Origin of the sequence: Nocardioides psychrotolerans, from assembly GCF_943371775.1 — a bacterium.
GTDB lineage: Bacteria > Actinomycetota > Actinomycetes > Propionibacteriales > Nocardioidaceae > Nocardioides > Nocardioides psychrotolerans_A.
Window position 1 is genome coordinate 55,249 of sequence record NZ_CALRWD010000014.1, and the last position, 16,539, is coordinate 71,787.

Consider the following 16,539-nt stretch of genomic DNA (forward strand, 5'->3'; position numbering starts at 1 on the left):
CAGCTCTCGCCATCCTCTGACCGGAGAAGCCATGTCCACCATCACCACCGCCACCCGGTGCCCCAGCACCCCACAGGCAGGTCCCCGGCGTAGCCGGACCTTCTCGGAGCGCTCCCTGCTGATCGCGGTGGTCACCGGTGCCGTCGCCACCACCGTCCTGTGGTGGCACGACGCCACGGGGATGGCCGGCATCGGGGACTGGCTCACCGCTGCCGGGCGACTGACCGGGCTCTACGGCGGCTACACCGTCGCGGTGGTGCTCCTCCTGATGAGCCGCGCCCCCTGGATCGAGCACGGACTCGGCTCGGACCGTCTGGCCCGGTGGCACGCCATGGGTGGGAGGTACCTGATCAGCCTGCTGAGCGCGCACGCGCTGCTCCTCACCTGGGGCTACGCGCTCACCTCGCAGACCGGCTTCCTGGCCCAGACGAAGGTGATGATCTTCGTCATCCCCGACGTCCTGCTGGCCACGATCGGCTTCGCCTTGCTCCTGCTCGTCGGGCTCGTCTCGGCACGCAAGGTGCGCGAGCGCGTGTCGTATGAGACCTGGTACCTGCTGCACCTGCTCACCTACGCCGCCGTGGGCCTCAGCTTCCTGCACGTCCTCTCGGCCGGTGCCGACTTCCAGACGGGCTGGGCGAAGGCTGCCTGGATCACGCTGTACGCCGCGGTCGCCGCTGCTCTGCTGTGGTACCGCTGGCTGGTCCCTGTCCGTGACGCCCTGCGTCACCAGTTGCGCGTCGCCGCCGTGGTCCAGGAGGGCCCCGACGTCGTCTCGATCGTGGTGTCCGGGACCGACCTGGACCGGCTCGGAGCCCAACCCGGTCAGTTCTTCCGCTGGCGCTTCCTTACGGCCCGCGGATGGTGGCAGTCACACCCCTTCTCCCTCTCGGCCCTGCCGACCACGGGCCAGATGCGGATCACCGTCAAGGACCTCGGTGACCACAGCCGCGACCTGCAGGGGCTCCGACCCGGCGTGCGCGTCATCGCCGAAGGCCCCTACGGCGCCTTCACGCCCGCGCGCCGCCGCGGTCACGGGGTCCTCCTGCTCGCCGGCGGCATCGGCATCACGCCGCTGCGCACCATGCTCGAGCACCTCGGCCCCGAGACCGGCCCCGTCACGCTCGTCTACCGCGCCAACCAGCCCGAGGAGCTCATCTTCGCCGCCGAGCTCGAGGAGCTCGCACGAGCAGCCCACGTGGAGGTGCACTACGCCCTCGGCCTGCCCGGGGGCGACGGCGACGTCCTCGTGGGTCGCCGACTGGGCGACCTCGTGACCGGACTCGCCGCACGCGACGCCTTCGTCTGCGGGCCCCCGCGCTTCATGGAGGCCGCACGCGACAGCCTGTTGCGCTGCGAGCTCCCGGCACGCCACATCCACTCCGAGCAGTTCACCTTCTAGAGGGAGCGTCACCGATGAACAGACCAGCACTCGCGACCGCAGGCACCGTCCTCGGGGTCCTGCTCCTCCTGGGCGGCAAGGCCGCCACCTCACCCACCCCGTTCGCGCTCCAGGGCTCGAGCTCGCTGTCGGCCACCGCAGCCGGCACGAGCACCGGGCCCGTCATCAACACCCGCTACGGACCCGTCCAGGTCGAGGTGGTGGTCGCGGGTGGGCGCATCACCGACGTGAAGGCGCTCCAGCTTCCCACGGGCGGGCAGTCCGGACAGATCGCCGACTACTCGCAGCCCCTGCTTCGGCGTGAGGCGATCGCGGCCCAGAGCGCAGGCATCCACGCGGTGTCGGGCGCGACGTACACGAGCCAGGGCTACGCCAGCTCGCTGCAGTCGGCCCTCGACCAGCTCGCTGCGTCGAGCAAGACCCAGGCATCGTCGGTCGCACCCACCTCGGCGGAGGCGAAGGCATGAGCGCACGTGCAGGAGCGGACCGCAACGAGCTCGACTACGTCCTGGGGCAGCGTCGCATCGTGTCCGTGATGGGCACCGTCTTCACCGTGGACGTCCGCGACCTCGACCCTGCCTCCGCGGCCCTCGACGACGTCGTCGCGTGGTGGCGCTGGGTGGATGCGACGTTCAGCACCTACCGACCCAGCAGCCAGGTCTCTCGCCTCGCGGCGGAGACGCTCGAGATCGCCGACTGCGCCCCGGAGGTGCGCCACGTCCTTCGCCTGTGTCGAGAGGCAGCCGCGATCAGCGGAGGTCACTTCACCGAGCGCTACGACGGCCGACTCGATCCGTCCGGCATGGTGAAGGGGTGGAGCGTCGAGCTCGCCTCCCAGATGCTGCGCCGCGCAGGCTCGCAGCACCACTGCATCAGCGCCGGCGGCGACGTGCGGTGCGTGGGAGTGCCCGAGACCGGCGAGCTCTGGCGTGTTGGGATCTCGGACCCACGCGACCCTGGCCGACTCGTGGCTGTCGTCAACGCTCCGCAGGCACCCTCACCGGGGCTCGCGGTCGCCACGTCGGGGACCGCCGAACGGGGCCACCACATCATCAATCCCATCACCGCACGCCCCCCGCAGGACTTGGCCTCGATCAGTGTCGTCGGCAGCGACCTGACGCTCGTGGACTGGGCGGCGACCGCCGCCTTCGCCATGGGCCACGATGCACGGACCTGGATCGACGCCATCGACGGCCTCGACGCCTACGCCGTCACTCCCGAGGGCGACTACTGGTACACCGACGGCTTCGAGGCCCGTGCCGAACTGGGCCAGGTGCCGCTCCCAACTCTCACGGCGTGGTCGGTCCCCGCCACGAACCGCACCGCGGCGGAGTAGCACTGAGAATGCGACGACCCCGAGCGCAGGGCTCGGGGTCTCGGGCTCGGGCTGCTGAGTTCGAGTTCTGCCTGCACAAGCGCGATATGTCGTCGTAGTGACTGTCTGACGCCTATCAACCTGGGCAAACGTTGAGGTTGATCGACAAATTGCACCACGGTTGTCGCGAATGCCGGCCTGATGCCAGGCCTCGGCCAGCTCGTGGTCAGTAGCCAACTCCTTCGAATCTCACGCATTGCTGGGTGCGGTGGTTGCGCGTCCGGCTCGAGTAGACCTGCTACTGCGTCACCCGAATGAGTGCCCCATCACGACCGCCTGATCATCACTTGCCGTGTCAACAGACTCGACAGGATGCGACTTCCTTTGCACCAAACGAGTTGTCAGACACCGCTCCTAGAGAAGGGTGGCGAGTCGCCGTAGGCTGCGCTCAAGTCCAACAAGCGTCCGCGATGAGCGGACGTGACGGCATCGGCTGGTCGCGGCTCGCGATGGGCGCCGTCTGCCCCATCAGCGCTGGGTTGAGGGGCGAATCTGGTCGAGCGCATCTGCGAGCTCTGCGGCGCGCCGAGTGCTTATAAGCCAGTAGGGCGTTGGGTCCTGAGGGTCGTTGATGTCGATGCGCACGGCGCAGCGTATGTAGGGCCGCAGTACAAGGAACGCGCGTGCGTCTGCGATCGGTCCCGACAATTGGCGTGTCGCTTCGGCATCCAACGCCAGGACGTCGCCAATGAAGTGCATCCCAATGTTGGCTCTCCCGGCTTGAAGTTGGTCGTCGTCTACGACGATGCGGGCGCTTCCGTAGACAGTGAGCCCCATCGCAAGGACGAGCATGACGAAGACGGAGATTCCCCAGGCGACCGCCGGAGGGATGGCAACGACCATCGCGAGCCAGAAGGTGGAAACCATCAAGCTCCCCAGTGCCCACCAACGAAGGGGAACGCGGAGCCGCTCGCGAAACGCCGGGATGCTCGCCACAGGCCGCGCTCCTTGGATGAGGACATGTTGGTAGTTGCTATCGCTTGCGAAGGCGCAAGACCTCGAAGAGCCTCACGCTCCGCCGGTGCGGGTGAACCTACGATCGGCCAGGCAGTCGTCGACGGATCGTGACCGCGCAGCGTCTACGATGCTTCATAGTAGAGCAGCCGAGGTGCGGAGGAACAGTGGAGAAGCAGACCAAGATTTCGATAGCGCTCGCCGTCGTGGTGACGCTCATCCTGGCGGGCATGCTGGTGTTCCTACCGGATCGGGGTGGTGACGGGCCGAGTGCCGTGACAACGGCCGAGGAGGAGTCCGTGCTGGTGCGTGACGACAGCCACGTACTGGGTCAGCCAGCCGACGCGGGTGACGTGACGCTCGTAGAGTTCCTGGACTTCGAGTGCGAAGCCTGCGGGGCGGCGTACCCCTTCGTCGAGCAGTTGCGCGATGAGTATGAAGGGCGCGTTACCTTCGTCGCGCGGTACTTCCCGCTACCTGGCCACTTCAACGCCGAACGTGCAGCGCGCTCGGTCGAGTCGGCGGCACGGCAGGGCAAGTTCGAGGAGATGTACCAGAAGATGTACGAGACCCAGTCCAGCTGGGGTGAGGGCAGCGAGCCCCTGGACGACCTCTTCCGGTCCTACGCCGAGGACCTCGGCCTGGACATGACCCAGTACGACACCGACTACGACTCGCCCGAGGTAGCGGCACGGGTGAAGAAGGACATGGACGACGGCATCGAGCTCGGGGTGCAGGGCACGCCGACCTTCTTCGTCGACGGCGAGCCGGTGGAGCTGCGCTCGGGTGAGGACCTGATCCTGGCCGTCGAGGACGCGCTGGCCGAGTGAACGACGCGACGACACCGCAAGCGCCGGGACGGACGCGCGCCAGCGATCGCGTCCTCGCGTGGGTGCTGCTCATAGGCGGAGTGGTTGGGGGGCTTGCGGCCTTCGTGCTGGTCGTCGAGAAGATCGCGCTGCTCAAAGACCCCAGCTACGTGCCGAGCTGCAGCCTCAATCCGGTGCTGAGCTGCGGATCGATCATGACGACCGAACAGGCGGAAGTCTTCGGGTTCCCCAACCCGCTGATCGGCGTGGCGGCGTTCCCCGTGCTCGTCACGACCGGTGTGGCGCTGATTGCTGGCGCCCGCCTGCCCCGGTGGTACTGGCTGGGTCTTCAGGTGGGTGCCACGCTCGGTGTCACGTTTGTCGGGTGGCTGATCTTTCAGAGCCTCTATCGGATCGGGGCCCTGTGCCCGTACTGCATGATCGTGTGGGCGGTGGTGATCCCGATCTGGTGGTACGTCACACGTCGCAACCTCGGTGCCGGCGTGCTCGGCTCCCGCCTGGCTGAGTCGCGCGGCGTCGGTAGCCTGCACCGCAGCCATGCGCTCGTCCTGACGCTGATCGTCGTGGCCATCGTGGTGCTCATCGCCCAGCGCTTCTGGACCTATTGGTCCACCCTGCTGTGATGCAGGACGTGCAGGACGCGGTCCTCACGGGGTCATTGCTGGTGGCCGTGCCCATCGCGATGCTGGCCGGGCTCGTGTCGTTCTTTTCGCCCTGCGCCCTGCCGTTGGTGCCCGGCTATCTCTCCTATGTCGCCGGTGTCGCCGGTGAGGACTCCGTGGTCACGCGCGAGCTCCGGGGGGAGGAGGTCGGGTCCAGCACACGTACGCTCCTCGGAGCTTTGCTCTTCGTGGCGGGGTTCGCTGCTGTCTTCACCAGCTACGGGGCCCTGTTCGGTGCCTTCGGCTCCCAGCTCGTGCGCCACCAGGACACGGTGATCCGGGTGTCCGGCGTCATCACGATCATCCTCGGGCTGCTCTTCGCAGGCATGGCGGAGAAGGTGCCGGGACTGAGCAGGACCGTTCGCCCACGCTTCCGACCCCGCACCGGCCTCGCGGGGGCGCCCCTTCTGGGCGTGGTCTTCGGCGTCGGCTGGACCCCCTGCATCGGGCCGGCCCTGGCGGCCGTCCTGACCCTGGCCACGTCCAGCGCGACCGCGGGTCGGGGCGCGGTCCTCTCGTTCGCCTACAGCTGTGGCCTCGGTGTGCCTTTCATCCTCGCCGCCCTGTCACTGACGCGGGCCATGCGAGCATTCGACGTGGCGCGTCGACACGCTCGCGGCATCGCCCGTGCAGGCGGAGGCGTACTGGTCCTGCTGGGGCTCCTCCAGGTTTCCGGGCTGTGGTCAGAGCTCATCGCCCAGGTGCAGGTCTGGGTGGGTGCCTGGACCACGCCCCTGTGACGGCGCGACGTCGGGACTGACATGGATGGTCGTGGAGCGGCGCCGTGTCATCTCGTCGAGCAGGCGCCGCACGCAATGGAGGCCGGCCCGGTGACTGAACGTGGAGGCCAGAACGGTGCCAGCAGGTGCGGCGGACCGCGTCGCAGAGCGTCCCCCGCCGTGGTTGTGGCGGTGCCACCCTGAGAGGTTGGGTGAACCTTGCCGTGCCTCGCGACGGCGGTCAGCGCCTACTGTCCGACCCTCTGGCCCGTGGCGACGAACGTGACAAGACATCGTTTTGCACCGGCCCTGCGGAGGACCGCTGCTGCCGTGAAGACAAGCCGTTAGGGCCAGCACAGCAATCGCGGTCGCACAACCTGTCGACACCATCCGCGCTCTGCTAGCATCGTCCTATGCCGATGACAAAGTCTCAGGTCGATGATCCGGGCGTGCTCGCCGACGGGCCGCCGAAGGTCATTGACCTGGCGACCGCTGCGGCGCTCTTCCACGGCTTCAGCGATCCCTCACGTCTGGCGATCCTGCGGCACCTCGCCCTGGGGGAGCACCGGGTCGTGGACCTCACCACCCAGATAGGGCTTGCCCAGAGCACCGTCTCCCAACATCTCGCGTGCCTGCGCGGCTGCGGCTTGGTCTCCTCAAGGGTCGAGGGACGCGCGACCGTCTACACGCTCAATCATCCCCATGCGCTGATGGATCTGTGGTCGGCCGCCGAACGGCTGCTCGGGCTCACGGGCGACGCGGTCGCACTCTGTCCGACGTACGGCGTCGCGTCCACGACGTCCGGCGGTGAGGCCTCGTGACCGCTCCGGTCGTGGCCCCCCGCGAGGTGCTGGGCCGTCGGGCCAAGCGGCTGGCGCTCTTCTCGGTCACCTACAACGTGGCGGAGGCGGTGATCGCCATCGGCGCCGGTCTGGCCGCCGGGTCCGTGGCCCTCGTGGGCTTCGGCCTGGACTCCACCGTCGAAGTCTCCAGCGGGCTCATCATCTTGTGGCAGTTCAGTCATGCCCTTCCGGAGTCGCGGGAGAAGCTGGCGCTCCGGCTGATGTCGATCTCTTTCTTCGTGCTGGCTGGCTACGTCGGCTTCGAGTCGACGCGGGCGCTGGTTGGAGGCCATGACGCGGACGCCTCGCCCGTCGGCATCGTCCTGGCCTCGGTGTCGTTGTGCGTCATGCCGTTTGTCTCGTGGGCGCAGCGGCGAACGGGCCGGGCCCTGGGCTCGAACGCCGTCGTGGCGGACGGCACGCAGACGTTGCTGTGCACCTATCTCTCGGCCGTCCTGCTCGTGGGTCTGCTCGTGAATGCGCTGTGGGGGTGGAGCTGGGCCGATCCGGTGGCCGGGCTGGTCATCGCGGCGATCGCCCTGCGCGAGGGAGTCCAGGCCTGGCGGGGCGAAGGGTGCTGTGCTCCGGGTTCAGTCCACAGCCACCAGGGGGCATCGGCAGACGGCTGCGGCCCAGCAGACGTCTGCACGTCGCCGTGCTGCGCAGGCGGCTCCCCAGGAGTCGAGGACGTTGAGATCGCCATCGGGCGCGACTCCCGTTCCCTCTGACCACCCACGACCTACTAGGATGCCTAGTAGAAACGAGGTGTGACGGTGTCGACTCCCACGCACGACCGGAACCTGAAGGGTTCCTTGATCACGTTGCTCGCGCTCGTGCTGCTCGGCGGCGTGGCATGGCTCGTGACCCAGCGCGACTCCGAGTCGGCGGCGCAGAGCGAGGTTGGTGGCCCGGTGCAGGAGCAGTTCGCGCCGGAGGATCGTGAGGCCGTGACGCCATTCCGGGCCAGGCTCCTGTCGGGTGCAGCCTTCGACAGCGCCGACCTTGCGGGCCGGGTCGCGGTCTTCAACGTGTGGGGTTCGTGGTGTGGACCGTGCCGCAAGGAAGCGCCCGCGCTGGCCCGGGTGGCGAGGGAGACGGCGGATCAGGCCACCTTCGTCGGCATCAACGTGCGAGACAACGACGCGGCGGCGCGCGCCTTCGAGCGAGGATTCGAGGTGCCTTACGACAGCGTCGTCTCCGATGACAGCGACCAGGCGCTCCCGGCGTTCGGCGGCGCGCTCGCCACCGCTGCGGTCCCCAGCACGGTCGTCGTCGACCGTGAGGGACGCATCGCCGCACGAGTCGTCGGCATCGTCACCTACCGGACGTTGAAGGCGCTGGTCGACGAAGTCGTCGCGGAGCCGTGAGCCTCGAGCCTCGCCACCGGGCCGGGACGACGACGCGGCGCGTCCCGTTCGTCGGTGTCCTGCTTGCTGCGGGGGTTGCTGCCGTTGTGGCCCTCACCGGCCCCCTAGACCTGCTGAGTGCCTCCTCCGAGGAGGGTCTCACCGTCGACCCGGTCTGGAAAGCGTCACCGGCTGCCTCCGTCAGGGCGACGCAGCCACGGACCACCTACCCACCGGGACGCGCGTCCGGTCCTCGCGAGGTCGTCTCGGAGGTGGGCCGGTCGCCGGCGCCCTCCCGCGTGCGCGTGCCGGTGCAGGGCTCGGGGCGTTTCGCCGTCGCGCCGGTGCGCCCGGCGCAGCAGGACCCGGGGGAGGCGGTCAGCTTCACCGTGGAGATCGAGGTCGACCTTCCCTTCGTGCCCGGGCGGACCGCCGAGGTGATCGGCAAGGTCCTCGAGGACGAGCGGGGGTGGAGCGCGCGAGGCGCTGCGCCGTTCGTTCAGGTCCCGGGGCGCGGCGATCTGCGCATCGTGGTCGCGAGTCCGGCCACGACGGACCTCATGTGCGCTCCTCTCGAGACCCGTGGGAGGGTCTCGTGCCGCAACGGGGCCTTGGTCGTCATCAACGCGAGGAGATGGGCGTTCGGGATCTCCGACTATCGCGGACGGCTGGGCGACTACCGCCGCTACGTCGTGAACCACGAGGTCGGTCACGCGCTGGGCGAGCCCCACGTCGAGTGCCCGGGTGCAGGGGAGCCGGCTCCGGTGATGCTGCAACAGACCTACGGTCTGGACGGCTGCGCCCGCAACCCGTGGCCGGGAGTGGCCTGATCACGCTGCAGGCGCCCTGACAGGCTCAGTCGGTCAGGCTGCAGCAGTCCTGGGTGGCGGCCTCGACGGCAGGTGCGATCGCCAGCCCGAGTGGCGCCGAGATCAGCAAGGCCGTCGCGACCCCGAGGGCCGTTGCGTGTCGAACTCGCATCGGTCGCACGGCCGGGCTCATCAGACGTCGGACCCGGGCGAGGGACACCTGGTTCGAGTGCGTCACCGAGGCGCCGGCCAGGGCGCCGTTGCCAGTGGTCAGTGTCACCAGGGCGTGCGCGAGCGCGCTGCGGTCTGCGATGTCCTGAGCCGCATCGTCGGCCTGCATCTCGACCAGGGTCGTGATCTCGTCGTGAGCCTGACGAAACAGGGGGAGTAGCGCGAAGGTGCGGGCCAACGCCTCGGCGAGAGCAAGGGCGATGTCATGACGGACGCGCAGGTGGGTCCGCTCGTGGGCGAGGACCAGCGTCAGCTCGTGGGCGCTCAGCAGATCCAACACGCTGCTGGTGACGACGACGCGTCGACGCCGTCCCGGCAGGCAGTAGACGAAGGGCACGTCATGCTCGACGACGACGAATCCGTCAGGGTGGTCGCGTCCGACCAGCGTGAGCGCGTCGAGCTGCTTGCGACGGCGGTGCGCGGCGCGGTGCACGTTCGCTGCGGCGAGCCAACCGATGCGGGAGACGAGCAGGAACGCGAGAAGCAGGGCGAGCAGTGCGAGCCAACCCCCGCCGGGGGTGTTGTAGTGCTCCACCAGGTGGAAGGTCGTGGTCTGCAGCAGCTCTGCCAGTCGAGAGCTGATCGGCAGCAGGGGGATCGCCAGGGTGACCGGGACGAGGACGACTGCGCCGGCCACGGCGATCGTCAGCGCCTGCCAGGCCCAGATGCCCCAGTGGGGAGAGGTGTGCACCCACGAGGCCCGGGAGAGCAGATGCTGTCCGAGGGCCGAGGCGATCACGGCGAAGCCGACCAGGATCAGTGGTGCGATCATCGACTCGGGCCACTCTGGGTCGGGTCGGTCTCCACTGACGACAGTGCCGAGCGCAGCTCGTCGAGCTCGGCCTGCGACATCTGCCCGACGAAGTGCAGGAGCGTCGCACCGCGGTCCGAGCTCGCCGACAGGACCTGCTCGAGCATGTCGGCCGTGTGCTCCTCGCGCGACGTGGTGGCAACGTACTGGTAGGCGCGGCCGTCCTTCTCACGTCGCACGAAGCCCTTCCTGTGCAGGTTGTCGAGCACGGTCATGACCGTCGTGTAGGCGAGGTGGCGCTCTGTCTGGAGGTCTTCGAGCACCTCGCGGACCGCCACGGGGTGCTGCCACTGCCACAGGCGGTCCATGACGACCGCTTCGAGCTCACCGAGCTGCTTCATGTCCTGAACCTTGCTTTCCACGGGCCGATACTATCGAGCGTAGTAGTCGATTCATCGATCTCTGCCCCAGATGAAGGATCCCATGCCCGTGCGCACGGCTCCAGTCCGAGTGTGGAGATCGACCGCAGCTGCCGGGCTCGCTGGAGCGCTCCTGGCCGGGGGCGGCATGCTGCCCGGGGCCGGCTGGAGCACGCTCGTGGCCCTGGGCGTGCTGATCTGGCTGCTCCACGGTGCGTCGTGGCGACAGGCTGCCCTCCTCGGGGCCAGCTTCGGCGCCATGTTCTTTGCAATCCTGCTCTGGTGGCTCGTGGACTCGATCGCCCTCGGCGCCTGGGGCGGGCTGGCTCTGGCGCAGACGGCCTGGACCGTGTTGTTCGCACTCGGCGCTCGCGTCGTCATGGGACTGCCGGGTGGTCCGCTGTGGGTGGGCGGCCTGTGGTCCACCATCGAGATCATCCGTGGTCAGTGGCCCCTCGGTGGTCTTCCCTGGGGGCGACTGGGCTACGCCGCGGTCGACACCGCGTGGGTCGGCCTCCTGCCCTACGTCGGCGTGACCGGCACCGGGTTCGTGCTCGTCACGCTGGCTGCGCTCGGGGCCGGTCTGGCGCGGCGTCCGAGTCGACTCCGAGCCAGCCTGTGCGGCACGGCCGTGGCGGTCAGCCTGGCGCCGCTTGCCGTCCCGTTCGTCGTCGAGCAGGAGGGGACGTGGACGGTTGCCGTCGTCCAGGGGGGCGTGCCAGGAGCCGGCAACGACGTCGGCAGCAACCATCGTGAGGTCACACGCAACCACATGGTCGCGACCGCCGATCTCGCGACACGGGTCGGACAGGGTGAGCTGGCCCGGCCCGATCTGGTCATCTGGCCCGAGAACGCGACCGCGGTCGATCCCGTCACCGATGGCGTGGCGAGAGCCGCGATCGAGCAGGCGGTCGGCGCGATCGGCGTGCCGGTGCTCGTGGGAGCACTCACCGACGGGGCCACCTCGGACCAGGTTCTCAACGAGGGGATCGTGTGGGACCTCGAGGGTCCCGGAGCGACGCGCTACACCAAGCACCATCCCGTGCCGTTCGGCGAGTACATCCCCTTCCGCTCGGTCCTGGAGGGACTGTCGCCCCGCTTCGAGCGGATCCCTCGCGACATGGTCGCGGGGACCGGGTCCGAGCCCCTGGTCATCGACGGGGTCCGCGTGGCCGACGCCATCTGCTTCGACGTCGCCTACGACGACGTCGTGGTGCCCCAGGTGGGCAACGGAGCGCAGGTGGTGGTCGTCCAGACCAGCAACGCCACCTTCGTCGGCACAGACCAGCCCGAGCAGCAGTTCGCCATCACGCGGGCCCGCGCCGCCGAGACGGGTCGCGCGGTGGTCGTGGCATCGACGAACGGGGTGAGCGGGGTCATCGGTCCCACCGGAGATGTCGTCGCTCGCGCTGCGGTCGAGAAGCAGGCGGTGCTGGTGGAGCAGGTGCCGCTGTCGAGCGACCTCACTCCAGCGGTGCGCTGGTCCGGTCTGTGGCACGCGGTCGCCCTGGTGGCGGCCGGCCTCGGTCTCCTGGCGGCGTGGTGCCGTCGCGCAGCGTCCGCAGGTAGTCGTTGTAGCCGGCGAGTTCGGAGCCCCCGTCGCGGTCCTCGCGGCGGTCGAAGCGGGTGCGCTCGCGACGATCGGCCTGCACCCAGAGGAAGATGAGGGCCGCTGCCATGATCGCGAGCGGGTAGTCGCCCAGGGCCCATCCGATCGAGGCTCCCAGCTTCTGGTCGTCGATTGCGGTCGCGCCCCAGGGCCGTCCGAGGGCGGCGAACCAGTCGGGGGCGAGGACGGTGTCGTTGGCCATCAGTGACACCGAGAACAGGGCGTGGAAGCCGAAGGTGACCATCAGGAGCAGGACCCGCAGGGGGAAGCTGGGTCGGTGCAGCCCCGGGTCGGCACCGACGAGGCAGTTGGCGAAGAGGTAACCGGAGAGCAGGAAGTGGGCGACCATCACCACGTGGGCGGTGTGCGACTCCAGCGAGAGCTGGAAGAGCGAGGAGTAGTAGAAGGCGACCAACCCGACGATGAAGAGTCCTGAGGCCACGAGCGGGGCGCCGAGCAGCTGGAGCGGCAAGGACAGGACCAGCCGCTGGATCCACTCGCGAGGCCCGGCCGAGCCGTCCGTGCGCCGCTTGAGCGCGCGCAGGGCCAATGTGACCGGGGTGCCGAGGACCAGGAAGGCAGGAACGGCGGTGGCGATGGTCATGTGCTGCACCATGTGCATGCTGAACAGCACCTCGCCGTAGGTGCCGGGAGAGCCGCTGGTGGCCCAGATGAAGAGGATCCAGCCGGTCATCCAGGCACCCGTCCGGGGCAAGGACCACCGGTCGCCGCGACGGCGGAGGCGACGTACGGCGACGGCGTACCAGGCGATCATGAAGACCGCGATGAGCAGCCACAGGGTGTCGAGGCTCCACTGCGTGAACCACTCGCTCAGGCCCAGGGGTGGGGGCAGGTCGCGGCCGATGAGGGACTGGGCTGCAGTGAGCGGCTCGGAGGCCCCGGGAGGAGGAGGCGGGCTGGTGCGACTCAGGGCGACGCCTGCGCCGGCCGCGGCGGCGAGAGTGATGACCTCGACCAGGATGACCCGGCCGAAGAGGCTGGTGTGACCGGCGGCGACGCGGTCGATCAGCCGGCGTCGTTGCCACCAACCGAGCGCCCCCAGGACTCCCACGGCCGCGGCCTTGAGCCCGAGGATGGCGCCGTAGGCGGACCACAGGTCAGAGGGTTCGGGCACCCGCAGGAAGGCCCCCAGGACTCCGGAGACGGCCACGATGACCAGGCACCAGCCTGCGAGCACCGAGTAGCGTCGCAGCGTCGGCACGAGGAGAGGGCCGAGTCGCCGTCGTGTGAAGGCCAGCACCAGCGCTCCTCCCAACCAGACCGAGATAGCGACCAGGTGCAGGAACTGCAGGTCGACGGAGTCGTCGTGGTTGAGGGTTCCGGCCGCGTGGCCCGTCAGCGCGATGGTCCACAGGCCGATGAGCGTCAGCACCAGAGGCGCGATCATGCTGGTCGCCGAGCGTCCAAGCCAGCAGGCGGCGGCAGCCAGCGCGGAGGTCAGGGAGCCGACCAGGAGATAGCGACCCAGGTCGAAGTTGGTCGCGAAGAAGACGGCCTGCTCGACGAAGCCGGCAGAGAGCGGTCGTGTGCCTGAGGCATCGGCGTAGGTGAACGTCAGCAGGCCCAGGCCAAGAGCACTCCAGGCCAGCGCGACGACCAGCGCGATGTCGACCAGGTGGCGCCGGGCGCCACCGAGCACCTTGGCCTGCGAGACGTCCTCGGGCGGAACGCAGAACGCCGCAAGGACGAGAAGTCCGAGCGTCAGCGCGCCCGCAAGGTCGCGCAGTGCTTGCAGGGCAGGCAGGGCGATGCGGGTGGCGGCGCCCGGATCGGGCAGCCCCGGGACATCGAGTGCGGCCAGTCCGCCGACGAGGGCCAGGACGGCCAGGGCGACGGCCGGTGGGATGAGGACGATGGCCAGACCCGTCGTCGTGCGTCTCACGACCGGCTCCTCAGGGCGCGCCGGCAAGCGAGGAAGAGCGCAGCGGCGAACGCCAGGCCGAGCGCGGCCCCGGTGAGGATCGTGGTCCCGCCGCTCGAGGCTGGCTCCTGGTCGGGGCGGGCAGCCTCACCGCCAGCCGGAGGCGCGGCGTCTGACGCGTCGTCGTCGCGGGATGCAGTGGGAGGAGGCGGGGTGGCGAGGGGCTCCGTGACCTCGAAGGACACATCGCCGACGATGGGGTGACCGTCGGTCGACGTGACGCGGTAGCGCACCACCCAGGGTCCCGCCGCGAGAGAGTCGCGAGGAATCGCTGCCACGATCGTCTGCGCGGTCTCACCCGCGCTCACCTCGAGCGCCACGGCGCTCTCGCTCTCCGTCGCCAGGCTGACGGAGCTGAGCTGCGCGCTCACGTCCTGGTTGAAGACGAGGGCCACCTCGGTGGGGGCATCCGGGACGGAGGAGCCGTCTGTCGGCGAGGAGGAGACGAGGTCGGTGTGCCCCGAGCTCGACGGTGCAGTTGCGACGAGCAGGAGGCCGGTCATCAGCAGCACGCCCACCACCCGGCCCAGCGAGGACGACAATGTCGGCTGGGCCCAGGATGGTCGTGCGACGACAGACATGGGACCTCGGATCGCAGAAGTTGAACTACTATGAAGCATCGTAGATGAGACGCGGGAAGGATCCCCCATGGGTGCAGGACACGGTCACGGTCACGGGGTGACCTCTGGTGCGGGCAAGCACCGATGGCGGCTGGCGGTCGCGTTCGGGCTGGTAGCGGCCTTCTTCGTGGTGGAGCTCAGCGTGGGGATCGTGTCCGGCTCCCTGGCGCTGATCTCCGACGCCGGGCACATGGCCGCCGACGTGGTGGCGCTCGGCGCCGCCCTGCTGGCGACCAAGATCGCCGCCCGCCCCGACACCACCGGCCGTCGCAGCTACGGCTCCTACCGCGCCGAGATCTTCGCGTCCGGCCTGACGGTGCTGCTCATGCTCGGCGTGTCGGCGTACGTTGTCATCGAGGCCGTGAGTCGGATCGGTGAGGACGTCGAGGTGCAGACCGGGCCAGTGCTGGTGGTCGGGTTCATCGGGCTCGCCATCAACGTCGTCTCGATCCTGCTCCTGCGCAGCGGGGCGAAGGAGTCGCTCAACATCAAGGGCGCCTACTTCGAGGTCGTGGCCGATGCGGCCGGGAGCGTGGGCGTCATGATCGCCGCCCTCTTGATCATCGTCACGGGCGACACGTACTGGGACACCCTGGTCGCCCTGGCGATCGGACTGTTCGTCGCCGTGCGCGCCGTGACGCTCGGGCGGCAGGTGCTGGCCGTGCTGGGCCAGCACATCCCGGAGGGGTTGGACATCGACGCCGTCGCGACCGAGCTCGCCGGTGTCCCGGGTGTGGGCGACGTGCACGACCTCCACGCCTGGTCCTTGACGTCTGGGATGAACGTCGCCACCGCACACCTGGTCCTCAGCCCTGGCGCGGACTCACAGTCGGTGCTCCTGGAGGCCCAGCGGCTGCTGAGGTCCGATCACGGCATCGAGCACGCGACCCTGCAGGTCGAGGACGAGCCCACCAAGCACTGCGAGGAAGTCACGTGGTGAGTCGGCTCAGTCGTCCTCTTCCAGGTCGCGCTTGCGGCCACGGGCGATGAGGTACATGAGCCCGAGGGTGCTGACGAGGGTGAATAGCCCGATGACGAGGGTCGCTGACAGCATTCAGACCCCCGCGTAGGAGTGGAGGCCCGGCAGCCAGATGTTGACGCCGAAGAAGTTGAACAGGAACGCGGCGTAGCCGGCGATGGCGAACCACGACGCCTTGGTGCCTCGCCATCCCGTGGTGGCCTGGGCATGGAGGTAGGCGGCGTAGAACACCCACGTGATGAAGGCCCAGGTCTCCTTGGGGTCCCACCCCCAGTAGCGGCCCCACGAGTTCTCCGCCCAGACGGCGCCAGCCATGACCGCGAAGGTCCAGATCGGGAAGGCGAACATGTGGGCCTTGTGGCTGACCCTCTCCAGGATTCGCAGGCTGGGACTTCCTGGGTCGAGGCGCGAGCGCACCAGGAAGACGACGCTCGCGACGGCGCCGAGGGTGAAGACGCCGCCGGCGATGATGGCTGCCGCGACGTGGATGACGAGCCAGTAGGAGTTGAGGACGGGGACGAGCGCATCTGCGGGGGTGTAGAGCACGGTGACGGCCATCCCGAGGGTGAGCAGGATGAGGCCGACGATCCACACGCCGAGGTCGCGGACGGGCCCGACGCGCAGGAATGCGACGTAGGCGGCTCCAGCCGTCACGGCCCCCACCATCGCGAACTCGTACATGTTGCCCCAGGGGGCCCGCTGCGCAGCGAGTCCTCGGGTCAGCACCGCTGCCACGTTGAGGCCGAGCGCCAGGAGCGTGAGCGAGGTGGCGATCGGAGGCAGCCGCTGGTGTCTCGACTGCGCCTTCTCGCCGTTGGCCTCCTCGGGGCGGGCCGCGTCGGACTGGACGCCCGCCGCTCCTGCTCCGGCGACGGCGGTGAGCGCAAGTCGGCGTTCCCTCGGGGGTCGGCTAGTGATGCGCTGGGCGGTGAGCGCCGCGTGGGCGAGCATCGCGACGGCGTAGACGGCGATGGCTGAGTAGATGAGGTTGTTGGACAGTTGCGCCCAAGTGCTGAGCGAGGGGGTCATGTGGTGAGCTCCTGGTCCTG

The 16,539-nt window shown here is 69.1% G+C and carries 17 protein-coding genes and 1 pseudogene; 12 read left to right on the forward strand and 6 right to left on the reverse strand.

The window, feature by feature from the left end:
• Positions 1-31: 31 nt before the first annotated feature.
• The 3 genes from AAG827_RS06365 to AAG827_RS06375 are packed head-to-tail and all read left to right on the forward strand — an operon-like array spanning position 32 to position 2,738.
• On the forward strand, positions 32-1,402 hold the full coding sequence (locus AAG827_RS06365) for a ferredoxin reductase family protein (RefSeq protein ID WP_341925026.1): 1,371 nt from the start codon (positions 32-34) through the stop codon (positions 1,400-1,402).
• Positions 1,403-1,416: 14 nt separating this feature from the next.
• On the forward strand, positions 1,417-1,869 hold the full coding sequence (locus tag AAG827_RS06370; RefSeq protein WP_309647498.1) for an FMN-binding protein: 453 nt from the start codon (positions 1,417-1,419) through the stop codon (positions 1,867-1,869).
• Complete coding sequence (locus AAG827_RS06375) at positions 1,866-2,738, forward strand: FAD:protein FMN transferase (RefSeq protein ID WP_341925028.1); 873 nt, start codon at positions 1,866-1,868, stop codon at positions 2,736-2,738. The genes AAG827_RS06370 and AAG827_RS06375 overlap by 4 nt, the downstream gene beginning before the upstream one ends.
• A 507-nt stretch (positions 2,739-3,245) precedes the next feature.
• Here the strand turns inward: AAG827_RS06375 and AAG827_RS06380 are convergent.
• Entirely contained in the window at positions 3,246-3,713 is a 468-nt protein-coding gene (locus AAG827_RS06380) for a DUF3093 domain-containing protein (RefSeq protein ID WP_341925030.1), read from the reverse strand.
• Between the two features lie 185 nt (positions 3,714-3,898).
• Here AAG827_RS06380 and AAG827_RS06385 point away from each other — a divergent pair, with 185 nt between their 5' ends.
• The 7 genes from AAG827_RS06385 to AAG827_RS06415 all read left to right on the forward strand — a co-directional run bounded on the left by AAG827_RS06385 (position 3,899) and on the right by AAG827_RS06415 (position 8,960).
• Positions 3,899-4,561, forward strand: coding sequence for a thioredoxin domain-containing protein (locus tag AAG827_RS06385; protein WP_341925032.1), 663 nt, complete (start codon positions 3,899-3,901; stop codon positions 4,559-4,561).
• Positions 4,558-5,184 carry a vitamin K epoxide reductase family protein gene (locus AAG827_RS06390; protein ID WP_341925034.1) on the forward strand — a complete coding sequence of 209 codons (627 nt, stop codon included), beginning with the start codon at positions 4,558-4,560 and terminating at the stop codon, positions 5,182-5,184. Before AAG827_RS06385 ends, AAG827_RS06390 begins: the two co-directional genes overlap by 4 nt.
• Complete coding sequence (locus AAG827_RS06395) at positions 5,184-5,963, forward strand: cytochrome c biogenesis protein CcdA (protein WP_341925035.1); 780 nt, start codon at positions 5,184-5,186, stop codon at positions 5,961-5,963. The genes AAG827_RS06390 and AAG827_RS06395 overlap by 1 nt, the downstream gene beginning before the upstream one ends.
• Positions 5,964-6,391: 428 nt before the next feature.
• On the forward strand, positions 6,392-6,763 hold the full coding sequence (locus tag AAG827_RS06400) for a metalloregulator ArsR/SmtB family transcription factor (protein WP_341925036.1): 372 nt from the start codon (positions 6,392-6,394) through the stop codon (positions 6,761-6,763).
• On the forward strand, positions 6,760-7,512 hold the full coding sequence (locus AAG827_RS06405; RefSeq protein ID WP_341925037.1) for a cation transporter: 753 nt from the start codon (positions 6,760-6,762) through the stop codon (positions 7,510-7,512). Before AAG827_RS06400 ends, AAG827_RS06405 begins: the two co-directional genes overlap by 4 nt.
• Before the next feature lie 45 nt (positions 7,513-7,557).
• Positions 7,558-8,151: a TlpA disulfide reductase family protein gene (locus AAG827_RS06410; RefSeq protein ID WP_341925038.1), complete on the forward strand. Its 594-nt coding sequence runs from the start codon at positions 7,558-7,560 to the stop codon at positions 8,149-8,151.
• 284 nt (positions 8,152-8,435) lie between these two features.
• On the forward strand, positions 8,436-8,960 hold the full coding sequence (locus AAG827_RS06415; RefSeq protein ID WP_341925039.1) for a DUF3152 domain-containing protein: 525 nt from the start codon (positions 8,436-8,438) through the stop codon (positions 8,958-8,960).
• Between the two features lie 25 nt (positions 8,961-8,985).
• Here the strand turns inward: AAG827_RS06415 and AAG827_RS06420 are convergent, their stop codons facing one another.
• Positions 8,986-9,942, reverse strand: a complete 957-nt coding sequence (locus AAG827_RS06420) for a M56 family metallopeptidase (RefSeq protein WP_341925040.1) — start codon at positions 9,940-9,942, stop codon at positions 8,986-8,988.
• On the reverse strand, positions 9,939-10,343 hold the full coding sequence (locus AAG827_RS06425) for a BlaI/MecI/CopY family transcriptional regulator (RefSeq protein WP_341925041.1): 405 nt from the start codon (positions 10,341-10,343) through the stop codon (positions 9,939-9,941). Before AAG827_RS06425 ends, AAG827_RS06420 begins: the two co-directional genes overlap by 4 nt.
• A 61-nt stretch (positions 10,344-10,404) precedes the next feature.
• Here AAG827_RS06425 and lnt point away from each other — a divergent pair.
• Positions 10,405-11,784 (forward strand): annotated as a pseudogene (gene lnt, locus AAG827_RS06430) (apolipoprotein N-acyltransferase); the annotation flags it as partial.
• Positions 11,785-11,803: 19 nt separating this feature from the next.
• Here lnt and AAG827_RS06435 read toward each other — a convergent pair.
• Both AAG827_RS06435 and AAG827_RS06440 read right to left on the reverse strand, forming a co-directional pair.
• Positions 11,804-13,852: a cytochrome c oxidase assembly protein gene (locus tag AAG827_RS06435; protein WP_341925042.1), complete on the reverse strand. Its 2,049-nt coding sequence runs from the start codon at positions 13,850-13,852 to the stop codon at positions 11,804-11,806.
• On the reverse strand, positions 13,849-14,472 hold the full coding sequence (locus AAG827_RS06440) for a copper resistance CopC family protein (protein WP_341925043.1): 624 nt from the start codon (positions 14,470-14,472) through the stop codon (positions 13,849-13,851). The genes AAG827_RS06435 and AAG827_RS06440 overlap by 4 nt, the downstream gene beginning before the upstream one ends.
• 67 nt (positions 14,473-14,539) lie before the next feature.
• On the opposite strand from AAG827_RS06440, the gene AAG827_RS06445 reads away from it, so the two are divergent.
• On the forward strand, positions 14,540-15,451 hold the full coding sequence (locus tag AAG827_RS06445) for a cation diffusion facilitator family transporter (protein ID WP_341925044.1): 912 nt from the start codon (positions 14,540-14,542) through the stop codon (positions 15,449-15,451).
• Positions 15,452-15,565: 114 nt separating this feature from the next.
• On the opposite strand, the gene ccsB is transcribed toward AAG827_RS06445, so the two are convergent.
• Positions 15,566-16,539, reverse strand: a 974-nt coding sequence (gene ccsB, locus AAG827_RS06450) for a c-type cytochrome biogenesis protein CcsB (RefSeq protein ID WP_341925046.1), incomplete at its 5' end; no start/stop codon positions are given.